General features: G+C 64.8%; 13 protein-coding genes. 8 read left to right on the forward strand and 5 right to left on the reverse strand.

The genetic code is table 11. The annotated features are described in order from the left end of the window. Positions 1-89: 89 nt before the first annotated feature. Positions 90-1,322 (reverse strand): PLP-dependent aminotransferase family protein, encoded by a 1,233-nt coding sequence (locus WI560_RS07560; RefSeq protein WP_375307492.1) that lies wholly within the window; start codon positions 1,320-1,322, stop codon positions 90-92. Between the two features lie 99 nt (positions 1,323-1,421). After that, positions 1,422-1,949, reverse strand: coding sequence for a DUF3124 domain-containing protein (locus WI560_RS07565; protein WP_337993289.1), 528 nt, complete (start codon positions 1,947-1,949; stop codon positions 1,422-1,424). Positions 1,950-2,013: 64 nt separating this feature from the next. Between WI560_RS07565 and WI560_RS07570 the strand changes: the two genes are divergently transcribed. From WI560_RS07570 to WI560_RS07590, 5 genes are all read left to right on the forward strand, one after another. After that, complete coding sequence (locus tag WI560_RS07570; RefSeq protein WP_375307493.1) at positions 2,014-3,744, forward strand: cation:proton antiporter; 1,731 nt, start codon at positions 2,014-2,016, stop codon at positions 3,742-3,744. A gap of 168 nt (positions 3,745-3,912) precedes the next feature. Next, positions 3,913-4,989 carry a 3,4-dihydroxy-2-butanone-4-phosphate synthase gene (gene ribB / locus WI560_RS07575; RefSeq protein WP_257177111.1) on the forward strand — a complete coding sequence of 359 codons (1,077 nt, stop codon included), beginning with the start codon at positions 3,913-3,915 and terminating at the stop codon, positions 4,987-4,989. A 137-nt stretch (positions 4,990-5,126) separates the two neighbouring features. After that, positions 5,127-6,341, forward strand: a complete 1,215-nt coding sequence (locus WI560_RS07580; RefSeq protein ID WP_028135001.1) for an acyl-CoA dehydrogenase — start codon at positions 5,127-5,129, stop codon at positions 6,339-6,341. Between the two features lie 32 nt (positions 6,342-6,373). Continuing rightward, positions 6,374-6,496 carry a hypothetical protein gene (locus WI560_RS07585; protein ID WP_283805922.1) on the forward strand — a complete coding sequence of 41 codons (123 nt, stop codon included), beginning with the start codon at positions 6,374-6,376 and terminating at the stop codon, positions 6,494-6,496. A gap of 7 nt (positions 6,497-6,503) precedes the next feature. Further along, positions 6,504-7,427 carry an MBL fold metallo-hydrolase gene (locus WI560_RS07590; RefSeq protein ID WP_375307494.1) on the forward strand — a complete coding sequence of 308 codons (924 nt, stop codon included), beginning with the start codon at positions 6,504-6,506 and terminating at the stop codon, positions 7,425-7,427. Between the two features lie 118 nt (positions 7,428-7,545). Here the strand turns inward: WI560_RS07590 and WI560_RS07595 are convergent, their stop codons facing one another. Together WI560_RS07595 and WI560_RS07600 are read right to left on the reverse strand one after the other, a co-directional pair. Next, positions 7,546-8,400: a DUF1499 domain-containing protein gene (locus WI560_RS07595; RefSeq protein ID WP_375307495.1), complete on the reverse strand. Its 855-nt coding sequence runs from the start codon at positions 8,398-8,400 to the stop codon at positions 7,546-7,548. A gap of 270 nt (positions 8,401-8,670) precedes the next feature. Next, the gene (locus tag WI560_RS07600; RefSeq protein WP_375307496.1) at positions 8,671-10,299 is read right to left on the reverse strand and encodes a fatty-acid--CoA ligase; all 1,629 of its coding nucleotides are present in this window, start codon (positions 10,297-10,299) and stop codon (positions 8,671-8,673) included. A 64-nt stretch (positions 10,300-10,363) separates the two neighbouring features. Between WI560_RS07600 and WI560_RS07605 the strand changes: the two genes are divergently transcribed. Beyond that, a complete protein-coding gene (locus WI560_RS07605) occupies positions 10,364-11,500 on the forward strand; it encodes an extensin family protein (protein ID WP_375307497.1) in 1,137 nt (378 codons plus the stop codon). Positions 11,501-11,538: 38 nt separating this feature from the next. Here WI560_RS07605 and WI560_RS07610 read toward each other — a convergent pair whose 3' ends face one another. Beyond that, positions 11,539-12,216: a L,D-transpeptidase gene (locus WI560_RS07610; RefSeq protein WP_257177117.1), complete on the reverse strand. Its 678-nt coding sequence runs from the start codon at positions 12,214-12,216 to the stop codon at positions 11,539-11,541. Positions 12,217-12,548: 332 nt separating this feature from the next. On the opposite strand from WI560_RS07610, the gene WI560_RS07615 reads away from it, so the two are divergent. Further along, positions 12,549-13,526 (forward strand): magnesium transporter CorA family protein, encoded by a 978-nt coding sequence (locus WI560_RS07615; protein ID WP_257193341.1) that lies wholly within the window; start codon positions 12,549-12,551, stop codon positions 13,524-13,526. Between the two features lie 206 nt (positions 13,527-13,732). Then, complete coding sequence (locus tag WI560_RS07620; protein ID WP_257193342.1) at positions 13,733-13,951, forward strand: hypothetical protein; 219 nt, start codon at positions 13,733-13,735, stop codon at positions 13,949-13,951. Positions 13,952-14,775 lie beyond the last annotated feature (824 nt).

Consider the following 14,775-nt stretch of genomic DNA (forward strand, 5'->3'; position numbering starts at 1 on the left):
TGGCGCCGAGCAGCTTTGCGACTATTTTCCGTCCTCCGGCTCCGGCTAGGTCAACGTGGAATTTCACGTCGGGGCGTGATGCCGCGGCCTCAGGCCCGTTTCTCCACATTGGCGCTGCGGGCCGGCACGCCGAACTCCTTGCGGCAGACCTCCGCCAGCACGGCGACGCCCTCGCGAATCTGCTGATGCGTCGGACTTGCAAAGCATAGCCGCAGCCGTGAGCTGGAATGGCCCTTGTTGGTCGACCATTCCGGCCCCGGATTGATCGAGACGCCGGCGGCGAGCGCTGCCTGATAAAGCTTCAGCGTATCGACCTGGTCGGGCAGCTTCACCCAGAGGAAGATGCCGCCCTTGGGCTCCTCGAATTCCGCCGCCGTCCCGAACTGCTCGTTCAGCGCCTCCATCAGCGTGTCGAGCTTGGTGCGCAGGGCCTTGGTCAAGGCCGGCACGTGGGTCGAAAAATGCGGCTTGCAATAGGTGGCGAGCACCATCTGCTCGAGTGCGCCGGAGCCGGCATCCGTCTTCAGCGCCAGCATCCGCGACATCACCTCCCAGGGCGCGACGATGAAGCCGACGCGCAGCGCCGGCGCGATCGATTTCGAGAACGAGCCGATATGAATCACGCCGCCGCTCTCGCTCATCGCGTAGATCGCCGGCGGCCGCTGCCCGGACCAGACGAGGTCGGCATAGCAATCGTCCTCGAAGATGGGCACGCCATATTCGGTCGCAAGCCGGACCAGCTCCGCGCGGCGGCTCTCGGGCATGATGCTGCCGGTCGGGTTCTGCACCGTCGGGATGGTGTAGATGTATTTCGGACGGATGCCGCGGCCCTTCAGATCGGCCAGCGTCGCGGCCAGCGCGTCCATGCGCATGCCGTCCTTGTCGAGGGGGACGCCGACCACGTTGACGCCGAGCCGCGCCAGGCGGGTCAGGGAGCCCTGATAACTGTCCTGCTCGAAGATCACGGTGTCGCCGCGGGTCAGCAGCGTCGCATTGACGAGGTCGAGCGCCTGCAGCGAGCCGGAGACGATCAGGAGATCGTCGACCGTGCAGGTGATCCCGGCATCGCGCTTGAGCTTCGTCACCAGGAATTCGCGCAGGGGCAGGTAACCCTGCGGGCCGTGTGCCAGCCCGTAAGTCGCGAGCGAGCGTCCCTCGCGCCGCAGCACCGTGTTGGTCGCTTCGATCAGCTCCTCGAGCGGCACCTGCTCGGAATCGTTGTTGCCGCCGACAAAGCTGTATTTGGCAAGGCCCGTCCAGCGCGCGGACGGGGCCGGCAGCCCTGCCGGAAACAGGGGCGCGAAATCGAAGCTGGACGTCATGGGGCGTTCCTCGTTTCTGTTCTTATGGAGCCGGCTCTTATGGAGCCGGCGTTGCACCGGCCAGCCTTGTGTCTTGCCGGCCGTCCGGGCCGGACGGCGTTATTTCCTGGTGACCGTCCGGGTTGGACGGCCCTGGCTGATGAAAGCGTAATGCGCATTGGCGACGCCGCCAACCATCAAGGCCTCGACCACGGGCTCGGCGATCTCGCCTGTCGCGGCCCAGTCGACCAGGAAATTGGCCCCGGTCCCGCCGCGCACGTCGTCGATGGGAATGAAGACCGAGACGGTCGCCAGCGGCTTCAAGGCCACCGGCGCCTTCAGATAGTTCTCGACCTGCTTGCCTGCGGTGTCGAAATAGGCGATGCGTTTCATCACCAGCGGTTGGGTCTCGGAGGCGTTGTGAACACTCAAGGTCACCGAGAAGTCGATGCGCAGCTTGCCCCGGCTCATCGCCACGCTGGAGTAGGCGGGCACGTAGAATCCGCCGGAGACGGCGAGTTCTTCCTTCGGCATCGCGGTTAGGGAATCGGCAAAGTTCTGTTCGATATTGACTTTGGATTGTGCGGCGGCGGGCACGGCAACGGCGAGGGGGCATAGCAGCATTGCTGCGAGCAACCCCTTTCGCATGTGACGAATTGCTCGCTTGCCGCGCCGCAACCCGTCTCTAGGGTGCAAAACGGACCAATTTGGTATGCACGAGCTCATTCGCGACATCACTCTTTCTATCCTCTTCGCCTGGATGCTGGGCCTGCTCGCCCATTTCTCCCGGCAGCCGCTGATCCTGGCCTACCTTATCGCCGGCTTTTGCATAGGTCCATTCGGCGCCGGCTGGGTCCATTCGCAGGAATCGATCAGCGTCATCTCCGAGCTTGGCCTGATCTTCATGCTGTTCATGATCGGGCTGGAGATCGACCTGAAGAAGATCGTGCGGGCAGGGCGGGTGATCCTGTTCGCGGCGGGCAGCCAGCTGCTCGTCGGCTGCCTGCTCGGGGGCCTGTTCTTCGTCGGCATCGGCCTGGCGCTCGGCGGCGGGCACTTCGATGCGATCTACCTCTCCGTCGCCTGCGCGCTGTCGAGCACCGTCATCATCGTCAAGGTGCTCTACGAGAAGCGCGAGCTCGACACGCTGCCGGGGCGCATCACGCTCGGCGTGCTGGTGCTTCAGGACATCTTCGCCATCCTGTTCCTGGCGGTGCAGCCGAGCCTTGCCAATCTGCAGGTCAGCGTCATCCTGCTCTCGATCGGCCGCGTTGTGGTGCTGGTCACGGCCGCGCTTCTGGTCAGCCGCTACGTGCTGCCGCGGCTGTTCCACCAGATCGCCCGGCGGCCCGAGCTGATCCTGCTCGGCGCGCTCGCCTGGTGCTTCCTGGTCGCGGAGACCGCGTATCAACTGTCGCTGTCGCGCGAGATGGGCGCGCTGATCGCCGGCGTTTCGCTCTCGACCTTTCCTTACGCGCTCGACGTCACCGCCAAGGTCACCACGCTGCGCGACTTCTTCATCACCCTGTTCTTCGTCGCGCTCGGCATGACCATTCCCGTGCCCGGCCTCTCGGTGATCAGCCTGGCCTTGATGATCGCGGCGTTCACGGTAGTGAGCCGCCTCGTCACTACCTTCACCCCGCTCTACCTGATGAAGCAGGGCCTGCGCGCCAGCCTGCTGCCGGCGCTGAACCTGGCGCAGATCTCCGAGTTCTCGCTGGTCGTGATCCAGACCGGCATCACCGATCACCACATCGCAGCCGAGACGGCGAACGCGGCCTCCTTCGCCTTCGTGGTGCTGGCGGTGCTCTCGACCTTCGCGATGAGCCGCAGCGACGAGATCACCCGCTGGGCGATCGGTCCCTTGAAACGGATCGGCCTGCGCGACCTCGACCATGGCAGCGGCCATGGCGAGGAGGGGCACGAGGGCGGCCACGGCGAGGCCCGCCGCATCGTCATTCTCGGCTTCTTCCGTGCGGCGAGCGCGCTCTTGGCCGAGATCGAACGGCAGACGCCGGTGCTGCTCGAGCAGATCACGGTGGTCGACTTCAACCCCAATGTGTACCAGACCCTGCTTTCGCGCGGGCTGCACGTGATCTACGGCGATATCAGCAATGTCGATACGCTGCTCCATGCCGGCATCGGCAAGTCCGAGATCATCATCCTCAGCGTGCCGGATTCGCTGCTGAAGGGCGCCACCAACGAGAAGCTGGTCCGCCACGTCCGCGCGCTCAATCCGACCGCCCTGATCGTCGCCACCGCCGACCTCCTGGCCGACGTCAGCGCCCTCTACGAGGCCGGCGCCAGCTACGTCACCGTGACCCGGCTGAGCGATGCGCACGAGCTGTTCACGGTCATCGAGGCGGCCCAGGCGGGCCTCCTGGCCGACAAGCGCGCCGAGCTCGATCAGCGGCTCGGCGAGCGGCGCGAGGTGCTGCCTTGACGGCGTCCGGCCGCCTTCCGCTCCGCTGCCTGTGCCTATATCCTGGTATCTTCGGTGCAAGCCGGCCTGCGACGGCCCGCCGCCCGGAATATGCGGTTGCGTCCAGGACACTAGCGCCCCGGTCCAAGTCCGGCTAAGCCTCCCGGCATAACCGATAGAGATTGGGAAATGCCCGATAGCATTCAGGAAGTCTTGCAGGCCTTTGCCCGGGGCGAGCTCGTCGTCGTCACCGACGACGAGGACCGCGAGGGCGAGGGCGACCTGATCGTCGCCGCCTCGCTCTGCACCGCCGAGAAGATGGCGTTCATCATCCGCCACACCTCCGGAATCGTCTGCGCGCCGGTGACCAGCGAGGACGCGCGCCGCCTGCGGCTCGATCCGATGGTGGCCCATAACGATTCCGCGCACACCACCGCGTTCACGGTGTCGATCGACTACAAGCCCGATGGCGGCACCGGCATCTCCGCCGAGGAACGCGCCTCCTGCTGCCGCGCGCTGGCCAATCCCAACGTCGGCGCCAACGATTTCGCCCGGCCCGGTCACATCTTCCCGCTGATCGCCAAGGACGGCGGCGTGCTGCTGCGCTCCGGCCATACCGAGGCCGCGGTCGATCTCTGCAAGCTCTCCGGCCTGCCGCCGGTCGGCGTCATCAGCGAATTGATGAACGACGACGGCAGCGTAATGAAGGGCGAGCAGGTCGCGCAGTTCGCCGCCAGGCACAAGCTGAAGCACGTCACCATCGCGGACATGATCGCCTACCGCCAGGCGCGCGAGAAACTGATCGAGCGGGTCTCGACCTTCGTCACCGAAAGCCCGATTGGACCGTTGCAGGGCTATGCCTACCGCTCGCCGTTCGATTCCATCGCCCATGTCGCCTTCGTCTATAACGGCGTCGGTGACGGCAAGAACGTGCTGACGCGCTTCCACAAGCCGAACATCGTCAAGGACATCTTCACCGGGCACAAGCGCATGGCGGCGGTGCTGGAGCATTTCAAGAAGTCCGGCCGCGGCGTTCTGGTCTACTTGCGCGACGGAGCGGCCGGCGTGCCCGTCGCGGCGCTGCCGGACGAGACGGCGACGGAGGCCGACCGCAACCGCCAGTGGCGCGAGGTCGGCGTCGGCGCGCAGATCCTGCGCGATCTCGGCGTCACCTCGATCCGGCATCTCACCTCCTCGGTGCACGACTACAAGGGCCTGTCGGGCTTCGGCATCGAGATCGTCGCCAACGAGCAGCTCGAGAGTTGACGCGCAGCGTCGTTCCGGGATGGCGCTGAAGCGCTGGACCCGGAACGACCGGAAACCAGGACGCAATTGCACTTGTTGCCGCGGCGCTTTAGTTTGTCGGGCAATTGTTGACGGAACCAGACGTGAAAGGACGTTTCATGAGCGTGCGCCCTCAGGCCAAGGACAAGCCGGCTGCGGCTTCTTTCCAGTGGGACGATCCGTTCCTGCTCGACGAGCAGCTGACCGAAGACGAGCGCATGGTGCGCGACACCGCCCGCGCCTACGCCCAGGACAAGCTGCTGCCGCGCGTCGCCAAGGCCTATCTCGAGGAGAAGACCGACCGCGAGATCTTCAACGAGATGGGCGAGCTCGGCCTGATCGGCATCACGCTGCCTGAGGAATATGGCTGCGCCAATGCGAGCTACGTGGCTTACGGCCTCGTCGCGCGCGAGATCGAGCGGGTCGATTCCGGCTACCGCTCGATGAACTCGGTGCAGTCCTCGCTGGTGATGTACCCGATCTACGCCTATGGCGACGAGAACCAGCGCAAGAAGTACCTGCCCAAGCTCGCCAGCGGCGAATGGGTCGGCTGCTTCGGCCTGACCGAGCCCGACGCGGGCTCCGATCCCGCCGGGATGAAGACGCGCGCCGAGAAGGTCTCGGACGGCTATCGCCTCACCGGCAGCAAGATGTGGATCTCGAACGCGCCGATCGCGGACGTGTTCGTGGTCTGGGCCAAGTCGGCCGCGCACGACAACCAGATCCGCGGCTTCGTGCTGGAGAAGGGCATGAAGGGCCTCTCCGCCCCGAAGATCGGCGGCAAGCTCTCCCTTCGCGCCTCCATCACCGGCGAGGTCGTGATGGACGGCGTCGTGGTTCCGGAAGACGCGCTGCTGCCCAACGTCTCGGGCCTGAAGGGTCCGTTCGGCTGCCTCAACCGCGCCCGCTACGGCATCTCCTGGGGCGCGCTCGGCGCGGCCGAGGACTGCATGCATCGCGCCCGCCAGTACACGCTCGACCGCAAGCAGTTCGGCAAGCCGCTGGCCGCAACCCAGCTGGTGCAGAAGAAGCTCGCGGACATGGAGACCGAGATCGCGCTGGGCCTCCAGGGCTCGCTTCGCGTCGGTCGCCTGATGGACGAGGGCAAGTTCGCGCCCGAGATGATCTCGATCATGAAGCGCAACAATTGCGGCAAGGCGCTCGACATCGCCCGCACCGCCCGCGACATGCACGGTGGCAACGGCATCTCGATCGAGTACCACGTGATGCGCCACGTCCATAACCTCGAGACGGTCAACACCTACGAGGGCACCCACGACGTCCACGCCCTGATCCTGGGCCGCGCCATCACGGGCATTCAGGCGTTTTTCTGAGCTCGAGAGTCGAGGTAGGAAACTCTGACGTCATGGCCGGGCAAAGCGCGAAGCACGTCTTCGCGCTGGATGTCCCGGCCATCCACGTCTTAAGCCACGCGAAGAACGTGGATGCCCGGCACAAGGCCGGGCATGACGAAGTCAGCAGGAAATGAGCAGGCCATGTCCGACAACGACGACGTCCCGTTCAACCGCAATTTTCCACTGCGTCCCGGCATCGTCGAGGAAGTCCGGCCCGGCGTGCGCCGCGTGCTCTGCAACAATCCGAGCCCGTTCACCTTCACCGGCACCGTCAGCTACATCGTCGGCCGAGGCAATGTCGCGATCATCGATCCGGGTCCGGACGATGAGGCGCATGCGGCAGCGCTGCTCGATGCCGTGCGCGGCGAGACGGTGAGCCATATCTTCGTCACCCACACCCATCGCGACCATTCGCCGAACACCGCGCGGATCAAGCAGGCGACGGGGGCGCCGGTTTACGCCGAAGGCCCGCACCGCGCCTCGCGCCCGCGTTTCGAGAGCGAGAAGCACAATCCGGAATCCGGCGCCGACCGCGATTTCGCACCGGACGTCAACGTCGCACATGGCGACGTCGTCGAAGGTGACGGCTGGCGGCTCGAGGCCGTGGCGACGCCGGGCCACACCGCCAATCATCTGGCCTTCGCCTGGCCGGAGCGGAAGTTCAACTTCGTCGGCGATCACGTGATGGGCTGGTCGACCTCCATCGTGGCGCCGCCGGACGGCTCCATGATCGACTACATGGATTCGCTGGACCGGCTCGCCGCCCGCGCGGAAGACCTCTACTTCTCCGGCCACGGCCCCGAGATCTCCGAGGGCCAGCGCTTCGTGCGCTTCCTGATCCGGCACCGCAAGGCGCGCGAGGCCTCGATCCTGCACCGCCTCGCCAAGGGCGAGACCGACATCCCGACCATGGTCCGCGCGATCTATATCGGTATCGATCCCAGGCTGACGACGGCCGCCGGCTATTCCGTGCTGGCGCATCTGGAGGACCTGGTCGCCCGCGGCGTGGTCGCGACCGAGGGTGATCCGGTGATCACGGGGACGTATCGGATGGCGAACGCCTAACTCTCCGCCGTCATTCCGGGGCGCCGCGAAGCGGCGAGCCCGGAATCCATTCATCCCAACTCTGCGGCGCGATGGATTCCGGGCTCGCGCTGACGCGCGCCCCGGAATGACGGTGGAGCTATTTCTTCACCGTTTTTGCCGGCGCCTTCGGCGGCGTCACCGGCGTCTTTTTCACCGGCTTGAGCGCGTCGGCATCGGCGGCGCTATTGAGATCGTCGATGAATTTCTTGATCCGCGCGGCGTTGCTGCCGAGATCGCTGTCGAAATTGCGCGAGGCTGAGCGGATATCGACGCGGGAATCGTCGCCATCAGCCACGAACCTGATCGAAATGTCCTCGCGGAAACCCATGATCGGCGTGCGCGCCACCGCCTCGATGCGGCCGATGCGGCGCGGCGGCTGCGGCGCACGCTCGTCGATGACGATCCATTTGCGCTTGTGGACGAGCTGGAGGGCGATCGCATAGGCGCGGTCGACGGAAATCTCGAGCTCGACCGGCTCGACCTCGGGATAGAAGTGGCGCTGCTGCTCCGCCGAATAGAGGCCGGCATAGACCGCGGGGTTGGTGCCCTCGCCGGTGCGCAGCCGCGCCAGCGCGTCGAAGCGCGGCGGGTCGATCGGGTCGGTGGTGATGTCGTAGATCGCCGGCAGCTTGCGATATTGCAAGGCCAGATAGGCGGGATAGGCGAGGATCGCCCCGTCGATCAGGAACGCGAGCAGGATGCGCGCCATGCCGCGCGAGCCGTTCTGCCAGATCGCGGCAAAGCCTAAGAGCCCGAACAGGATCGAGAGACCTGATATCGCGAGCCCGCCGAGGAAGGTCGCGAGCGCCGGCTTCGGCTCCAGGAAATCGAAGCGGACGATGATGATCGACACCACCACCGCCACCACCGCGAACACGGCCAGATTGCGCGCCCAGCTCGCGAGGCTGGACACGGGCTCCGACTGATAGGGAGCGGAAAACCTGCGGGCCATCGAGTGCTCTGCCGGGTTGGCGATGCCGGCCGATCTGGCGCGACGACGAGCCCGTTGAGACCACGGTCCGGGGGCAAATTCAAGGGTGGTCCACCCTCTTACCCTCCCCTGGAGGGGGAGGGTCGGCTCACATGGAGCACAGCGAAATGTGAGCCGGGGTGGGGTGACGGTCTCTCCGCGAAGGATACTGCCCGTGTTGAGAGATCACCCCACCCCGCTCGCGCTGCGCGCGATCGACCCTCCCCCTCCAGGGGAGGGTGGCACCGCGTTTTACGCTGCCGCGTTCGGGAAGCGATAATCCTTGAACTGGTCGCGCAGCGCCGTCTTCAGGATCTTGCCGGTGGCCGTGTGCGGAATACCCTCGACAAAGGCGACGTCGTCGGGCATCCACCATTTGGCGATCTTGCCGTCCATGAACTTCAGGATCTCCTCGCGGGTGGCCTGCTGGCCCTGCTTGAGCTGCACGATCAAGAGCGGCCGCTCGTCCCATTTGGGGTGGAACACGCCGATCACGGCGGCTTCCGCCACGGCCGGATGACCGACCGCGAGGTTCTCAAGATCGATCGAGGAGATCCACTCGCCGCCGGACTTGATCACGTCCTTGGAGCGGTCGGTGATCCGCATGTAGCCGTCCTCGTCGATGGTCGAGACGTCGCCGGTGTCGAAGAAGCCGTCCTCGTCGAGGATGTTAGTGTCGACGCGGTAATAGGCCTTGGCGACGGCGGGGCCGGAGACCTTGAGGCGGCCGAAGGTCTTGCCGTCCCAGGGCAGCTCCTTGCCGGCATCGTCGGTGATCTTCATCTCGACCGCGAAGGGCGCATAGCCCTGCATCTGGAGCACGTCGAGCTTGGCATCGCCGGTGGCGTTCTGGAACGGCGGCTTCAGCGCCGCGACGCTGCCGATCGGGCTCATCTCGGTCATGCCCCAGGCGTGACGCACGTTCGAGCCCATGTCGAGGAAGGCCTTGATCATCGAGCGCGGCATCGCCGAGCCGCCGCAGATCACCATCTTCAGATCCGGCAGCTTGAGATTGTTGGCGGACATGTGCTGGAGCAGCATCAGCCACACCGTCGGCACGCCGGCGGTGTGCGTCACCCTCTCGGTCGAGAGCAGCTCATAGACCGAGGCGCCGTCGAGCTTGGCGCCGGGCATGACCAGCTTGGTGCCCTGCGAAGGGGCGGAGAAGGCGATGCCCCAGCTGTTGGCATGGAACAGCGGAACCACCGGCAGCATTGTCTCGGACGCACTCGTGCCGAGGGCGTCGACATTGTTGGCCATCAGCGCGTGAAGCACGTTGGAGCGATGCGAATACAGCACACCCTTGGGATCGCCGGTGGTGCCGGAGGTGTAACACATCGCGGCTGCCGTGTTCTCGTCAAAGTCCTTCCATTTGAATTTGCCGTCCGCCTGCGCGATCCAGTCCTCGTAGGCGATCACGTTCTTCAGCGTGGTCTGCGGCATGTGCGCCTTGTCGGTGAGCACGACGTAGCGCTCCACGCTCGGCAGCTTGTCGGCGATCTTCTCCAGGATCGGAATGAAGGTGAGGTCGGTCATCACGATGCGGTCTTCCGCATGGTTGATGATCCAGGCGATCTGCTCGGGGAAAAGGCGGGGATTGACCGTATGGCAGATGGCACCGATTCCCATGATGCCGTACCACACCTCGAGATGGCGCCAGGTGTTCCAGGCGATGGTCGCGACACGGTCTCCGAGCTTGATGCCGTCGCGCTCCAGCATCTGCGAGACCTTGAGCGCGCGCTTGTGGATCTCGGCGTAAGTGGTGCGATGGATCGGTCCCTCGACCGAGCGTGTGACCACCTCCTGCTTGCCATGAATTTTGGCGGCGTGTTCGATGATCCGGTGGCAGAGCAGGGGCCAATCTTGCATCAAACCAAGCATTCCGACGTTCCTCCGAGAAGCCGCTGGGCGCGTTGTCGCTCTCAGCGTAGGGCCAAAGATTGCCATGACTTTTAGCCTGCCGGACTTTCGCCGCAAATGGTCTTGTCGCGGCTATATGTCCGCCGGCGCGGCAATGGTTACCGCTGCGCTCGGCCTGTCGCTCGTGCTCGTCGAGCAGGCAGAGGCGCGAAGGCATGCATCGCCGCTGGATATCTTCGGTATCGCCGCACCCCGGCCGCGCCCGGCGGTACATTCCGCCAAAATTCCGCTGCCGAGACCGCGCCCTGAGGAGGCCCCCAAAGCGCCGGAAGCGGCGCCGGCGGAGGCCGAGGACAAGCCCTCCCGGGACAAGCCGTCTGCCGATAAGCCGGCAGCCGACAAGCCCGCCGAGGCCGCGGCGCCGCCCGAGAAGCAGGCCTCGGCCTGCCGCCTCGCGCTGACCGAGGAGATCGCGATCGCGCCCTCCGTTCCGGATATCCGCGGCCCCGGCGCCTGCGGCGGCGAGGATCTGGTACGGCTGGAAGCCGTCGTGCTGCCGGACAAGCGCAAGGTGACGGTGAAGCCGGCCGCGATCCTTCGCTGCACCATGGCGTCCGCGATCGCCGATTGGCTGCGCAAGGACATGGTGCCGTTGGCCAGCAGCCTCGGCTCGACCATCAGCGACCTCGATAATTTCAATTCCTTCGAATGCCGCGGCCGCAACCGCGTCGCCGGCGCGCTGCTGTCGGAGCACGGCAAGGCCAACGCCGTCGATGTGCGCGCCATCAAGCTGGCCAACGGGCAGTCGATCGGCCTCACCGACCGCACCATGCCGCGCGAGGTGCGCGAACGCGTGCTGCACTCGGTCTGCGCGCGGTTTTCCACCGTGCTCGGCCCGGGCTCGGACTGGTACCACGAGGACCATATCCATCTCGACCTGGCGCAGCGGCGCAACGACTACCGGATCTGCCAGTGGAATGTCTGGGATCCGCTGCCACGGGTAGCCCCGCTGCTGCCGGCGGAACGTCCCGAGGAAGCGCCACCGCGCGAGGTCGCGGCCAAGCCCGAGGCCAAGCCTGAGGCCAAGCCTGAGGCCAAGCCTGAGGTTCGGGAAGGCGCTGACGAGGAGGCAGCGGAGAAGGCTCCAGCGCCTGCGGAGAAGCCGGCGGCCGGACGCAGCAAGTCCCGGCCGCACAAGCCAACAACAAAAAAGCGCCGGTGAAACCGGCGCTTTTGGATGTCAGAAAGATCAGGCGACGATCAGTAGCTGACCGCCTGGCTGTTGCCGAGCGCCAACCGCGAATTGTACGGCGAGTCGCCGTGCTTGGGTTCGAGCACCACGACGAGGGTGCCGACCTTGACGCGATCATAGAGATCGATCGCGTCCTCGTTGGTCAGGCGGATGCAGCCTGACGAGATCGAGGCGCCGATATATTCCGGCTGGTTGGTGCCGTGGATGCGGAACAGCGTGTCCTTGCCCCCCGAATAGAGGTACAGCGCGCGGGAGCCCATCGGATTGTCCGGGCCGGGGGCGACATAGGTCGGCACGCCCAGGCGCGAAATTTCGCCGGGGGTGGGGTGCCAGGCCGGCCACTCGGTCTTGCTGCCGACCTTGGCGATGCCCGACCAGGCCATGGCCTCTTCGCCCACGGTGATGCCGTAGCGGATCGCCTTGCCGCCCTCCAGCACGTAATAGAGGTAATGGTTGTCGGAATCGACCACGATCGAGCCCGGCGATTCCTTGCGGTGGTATTCGACGATGGCGCGGCGGAACGGCTCTGCGACCGGGGCGTTCTCGTATTTGACCTTGGCGAGGAGTTCCTTGTCCTTCGGCTTGAAGGCCTTGGTGTCGGTCGCCTCATAGCGAGTGGCCTGCATGCAGCCCGACAGCATCAGGCCTGCGGCCAAAATCCCAAACATAACTTTCAGCGACGACATGGTTTGGTTCCAATCAAAACAATACCGTGCGGGCTTGAGCTTAACGCCCAAGTTCCTCGACTCCGTTAATCCCATTATCGTTGAAATCTGCCACAATTCCAGCACTGAAGCCCTTTTCCCGCGCCGCGAGAGCCCAGCTGTGGCTTTTCTGCCGCAAATTTTGCAGCACGGTGCAGGTTTTTGGGCCGGAAATGGCCGACTGTCGTTTGCGTGCCACAGTCGAGCCGTGACGTGGCCGCAAATCCAAACGCTTCCTTAATGCAGTTGTCATCGTGAACTGGCCAGAATCGCGCTAAGGGCTGGCCTTCTGTCGCAGGTCTCCGGAGTCGTGCATGTTTTCGGTCTTTGTTCCCTCCGAGTCCGCCCTCAAGAAGGTCGTGATCGAGGATCTTTCCGCGTTGCCCGATAGCGCGGTCTGGATCGATCTCGTCAATCCGAGCGCGGCTGAGGACAAGGCGGTGGAGCGGCTCGCGGGCATCGCCATCCCGACCCGGGAAGACATGCAGGAGATCGAGATCTCCAGCCGCCTCTACATCGAGAACGGCGGGCGCTACATGACCGCGACGCTGATGTGCCACTCCGATACCGACATGCCCAGGACCACGCCGGTGACCTTCATCCTCGCCGACCACCGCCTGGTGACGGTGCGCTACGACCTCCCCAAGCCGTTCGCCCTCGTCGAGGCCAAGCTCGCCCGCTCCTGCACGCCGTCCGTCACCGGCGAGACGGTGCTGATGGAACTGCTGGACGCCGTGATCGATCGCTGCGCCGACATCCTGGAGCGGTGCGGCGCCGAGATCGACCAGGTCAGCCACGACATCTTCGAGCCGGAGAGCGAGCGCCACGGGCAGGCCAAGAGATATTCCCAGATCCTGATCTCGATCGGTCGCAAGGGCGACCTGACCTCGAAGGTTCGCGAGAGCCTCGTCTCGATCGGCCGCGTCGTGGCGTTCCTGTCCGCGGTCGTGGAGGGCGTGAAATGGTCGAAGGACATGCGCGAGCAACTCAAGACCATGCAGCGCGACGTGGCCTCGCTGACCGACCACGCCTCCTATCTCTCCAACAAGATCACCTTCGTGCTCGACGCCATGCTCGGCGTCGTCAATCTCGAGCAGAACAACATCATCAAGCTGTTCTCGGTCATGGCCGTCGTCCTGATGCCGCCGACGCTGATCGCCTCCGTCTACGGCATGAACTTCAAGGTCATGCCGGAACTCGAATGGGTGCACGGCTATCCGATGGCGCTGGTGATGATGCTGATCGCCGCGATCGTCCCGTACTGGATCTTCAAGTGGAAGAAGTGGCTCTGATCGCGCCGCGCTCTCGGAGAATAGCTACCGAGACCTTACGCCGGTCGCACAGAGACGATGAATCGTGTCGCAGAATAGATCGGGATTGCGGCATCGCGGTGATGGGTGCATCGTGCCGCAATTCCTCCGGTAAAATTTGAGCGGTGGGCTGAACGTTTGCGCGAAACTTGTCTGCGATAAGTAGTGCGTAGCCGCGAGGAACAACCATGGTTGAAAAACACATAACGTCGCCCCGCAACGTCATCGATCTGGCGAACTATCGTCAGGCGATGACGAGCGGCAAGGCGTCGTCGATGTCGGTGCGCATGTGCCGGCACTGTGGTGCTCCGCTGCTCGACGGTGAGAACGACGACGATTGCTCGACCGCATTCAGCTCGGCCGCGCCGCGGCCGCGCGACAGGTCACGTCGGATTCGAATCGATTGAGGAACGGAAGGCGAGGGCGATCCAGGTCTTGCGGCGGCGTTGTCTGGATCGCCTGGCTTCCTTATCTTCGCAATCTTTTTCGGGACAATCAGCCGTGATGCCTGATGGGCAGGTGCGCTAGAGGCCGGCTGAACCCCATCGTGCCAAAACCGAGCCCTGTGTCGCGCTCTGTCAATCCATCCACGCAAAAATATTCCACTTTACCGAAATTCGGTTTTGACGTATGTGTCGCCCATCCCGGCTCACCAGGAGGGGCGATCTCGTCGTCGTCTTGATCGCGAGCCGGGCTTGCGGTGGACGCGGCAGCGTCGGCATGAGAGGTGCGGGCAGGGCGGGTAGTCCCTGTGAGTCCGTAACCGCGTGCGGACGAGCGGCGCTGAGCGCGTACGGCAAAACCGTGTGGACCTGGCCGTCGTTGCTACGGTCAAGCCGGATCGAAGATGCGCGCGAGCCCAACCGGGCGGACGGCATCGTCAATTCGAACGGCGAGGGAGGCCAGAAGGAAAGTTCGGCTCCCGGGAGAGCACGGCATAAGCCGTCCGACCATCGCGCAGGGAAGGCCGAGTGATCGGCACCACCTGTATGCTGCTGTGCGGTTCTTCTGCGTGTGCATTTTGCGCAGCAGACCGCGGGTGCGTTGTCAGCACCCGGCCTTCCCTGCACCCTCTTGGCTTTGAGGGTGGCGACGCCAGCAAAGCTCGGGCGAATTGCGCCGCGAGGTCGAAAAAGCATGTCTGCAAGCGAGATGGTGCGAGAGGAGCGATGCCGCTGCGTCATACTCCGTCATTGCGGGCGCAGCGAAGCAATCCAGAATCCCTCCGGGG

This window comes from Bradyrhizobium sp. A11, from assembly GCF_042077125.1.
Taxonomy (GTDB): domain Bacteria; phylum Pseudomonadota; class Alphaproteobacteria; order Rhizobiales; family Xanthobacteraceae; genus Bradyrhizobium; species Bradyrhizobium japonicum_B.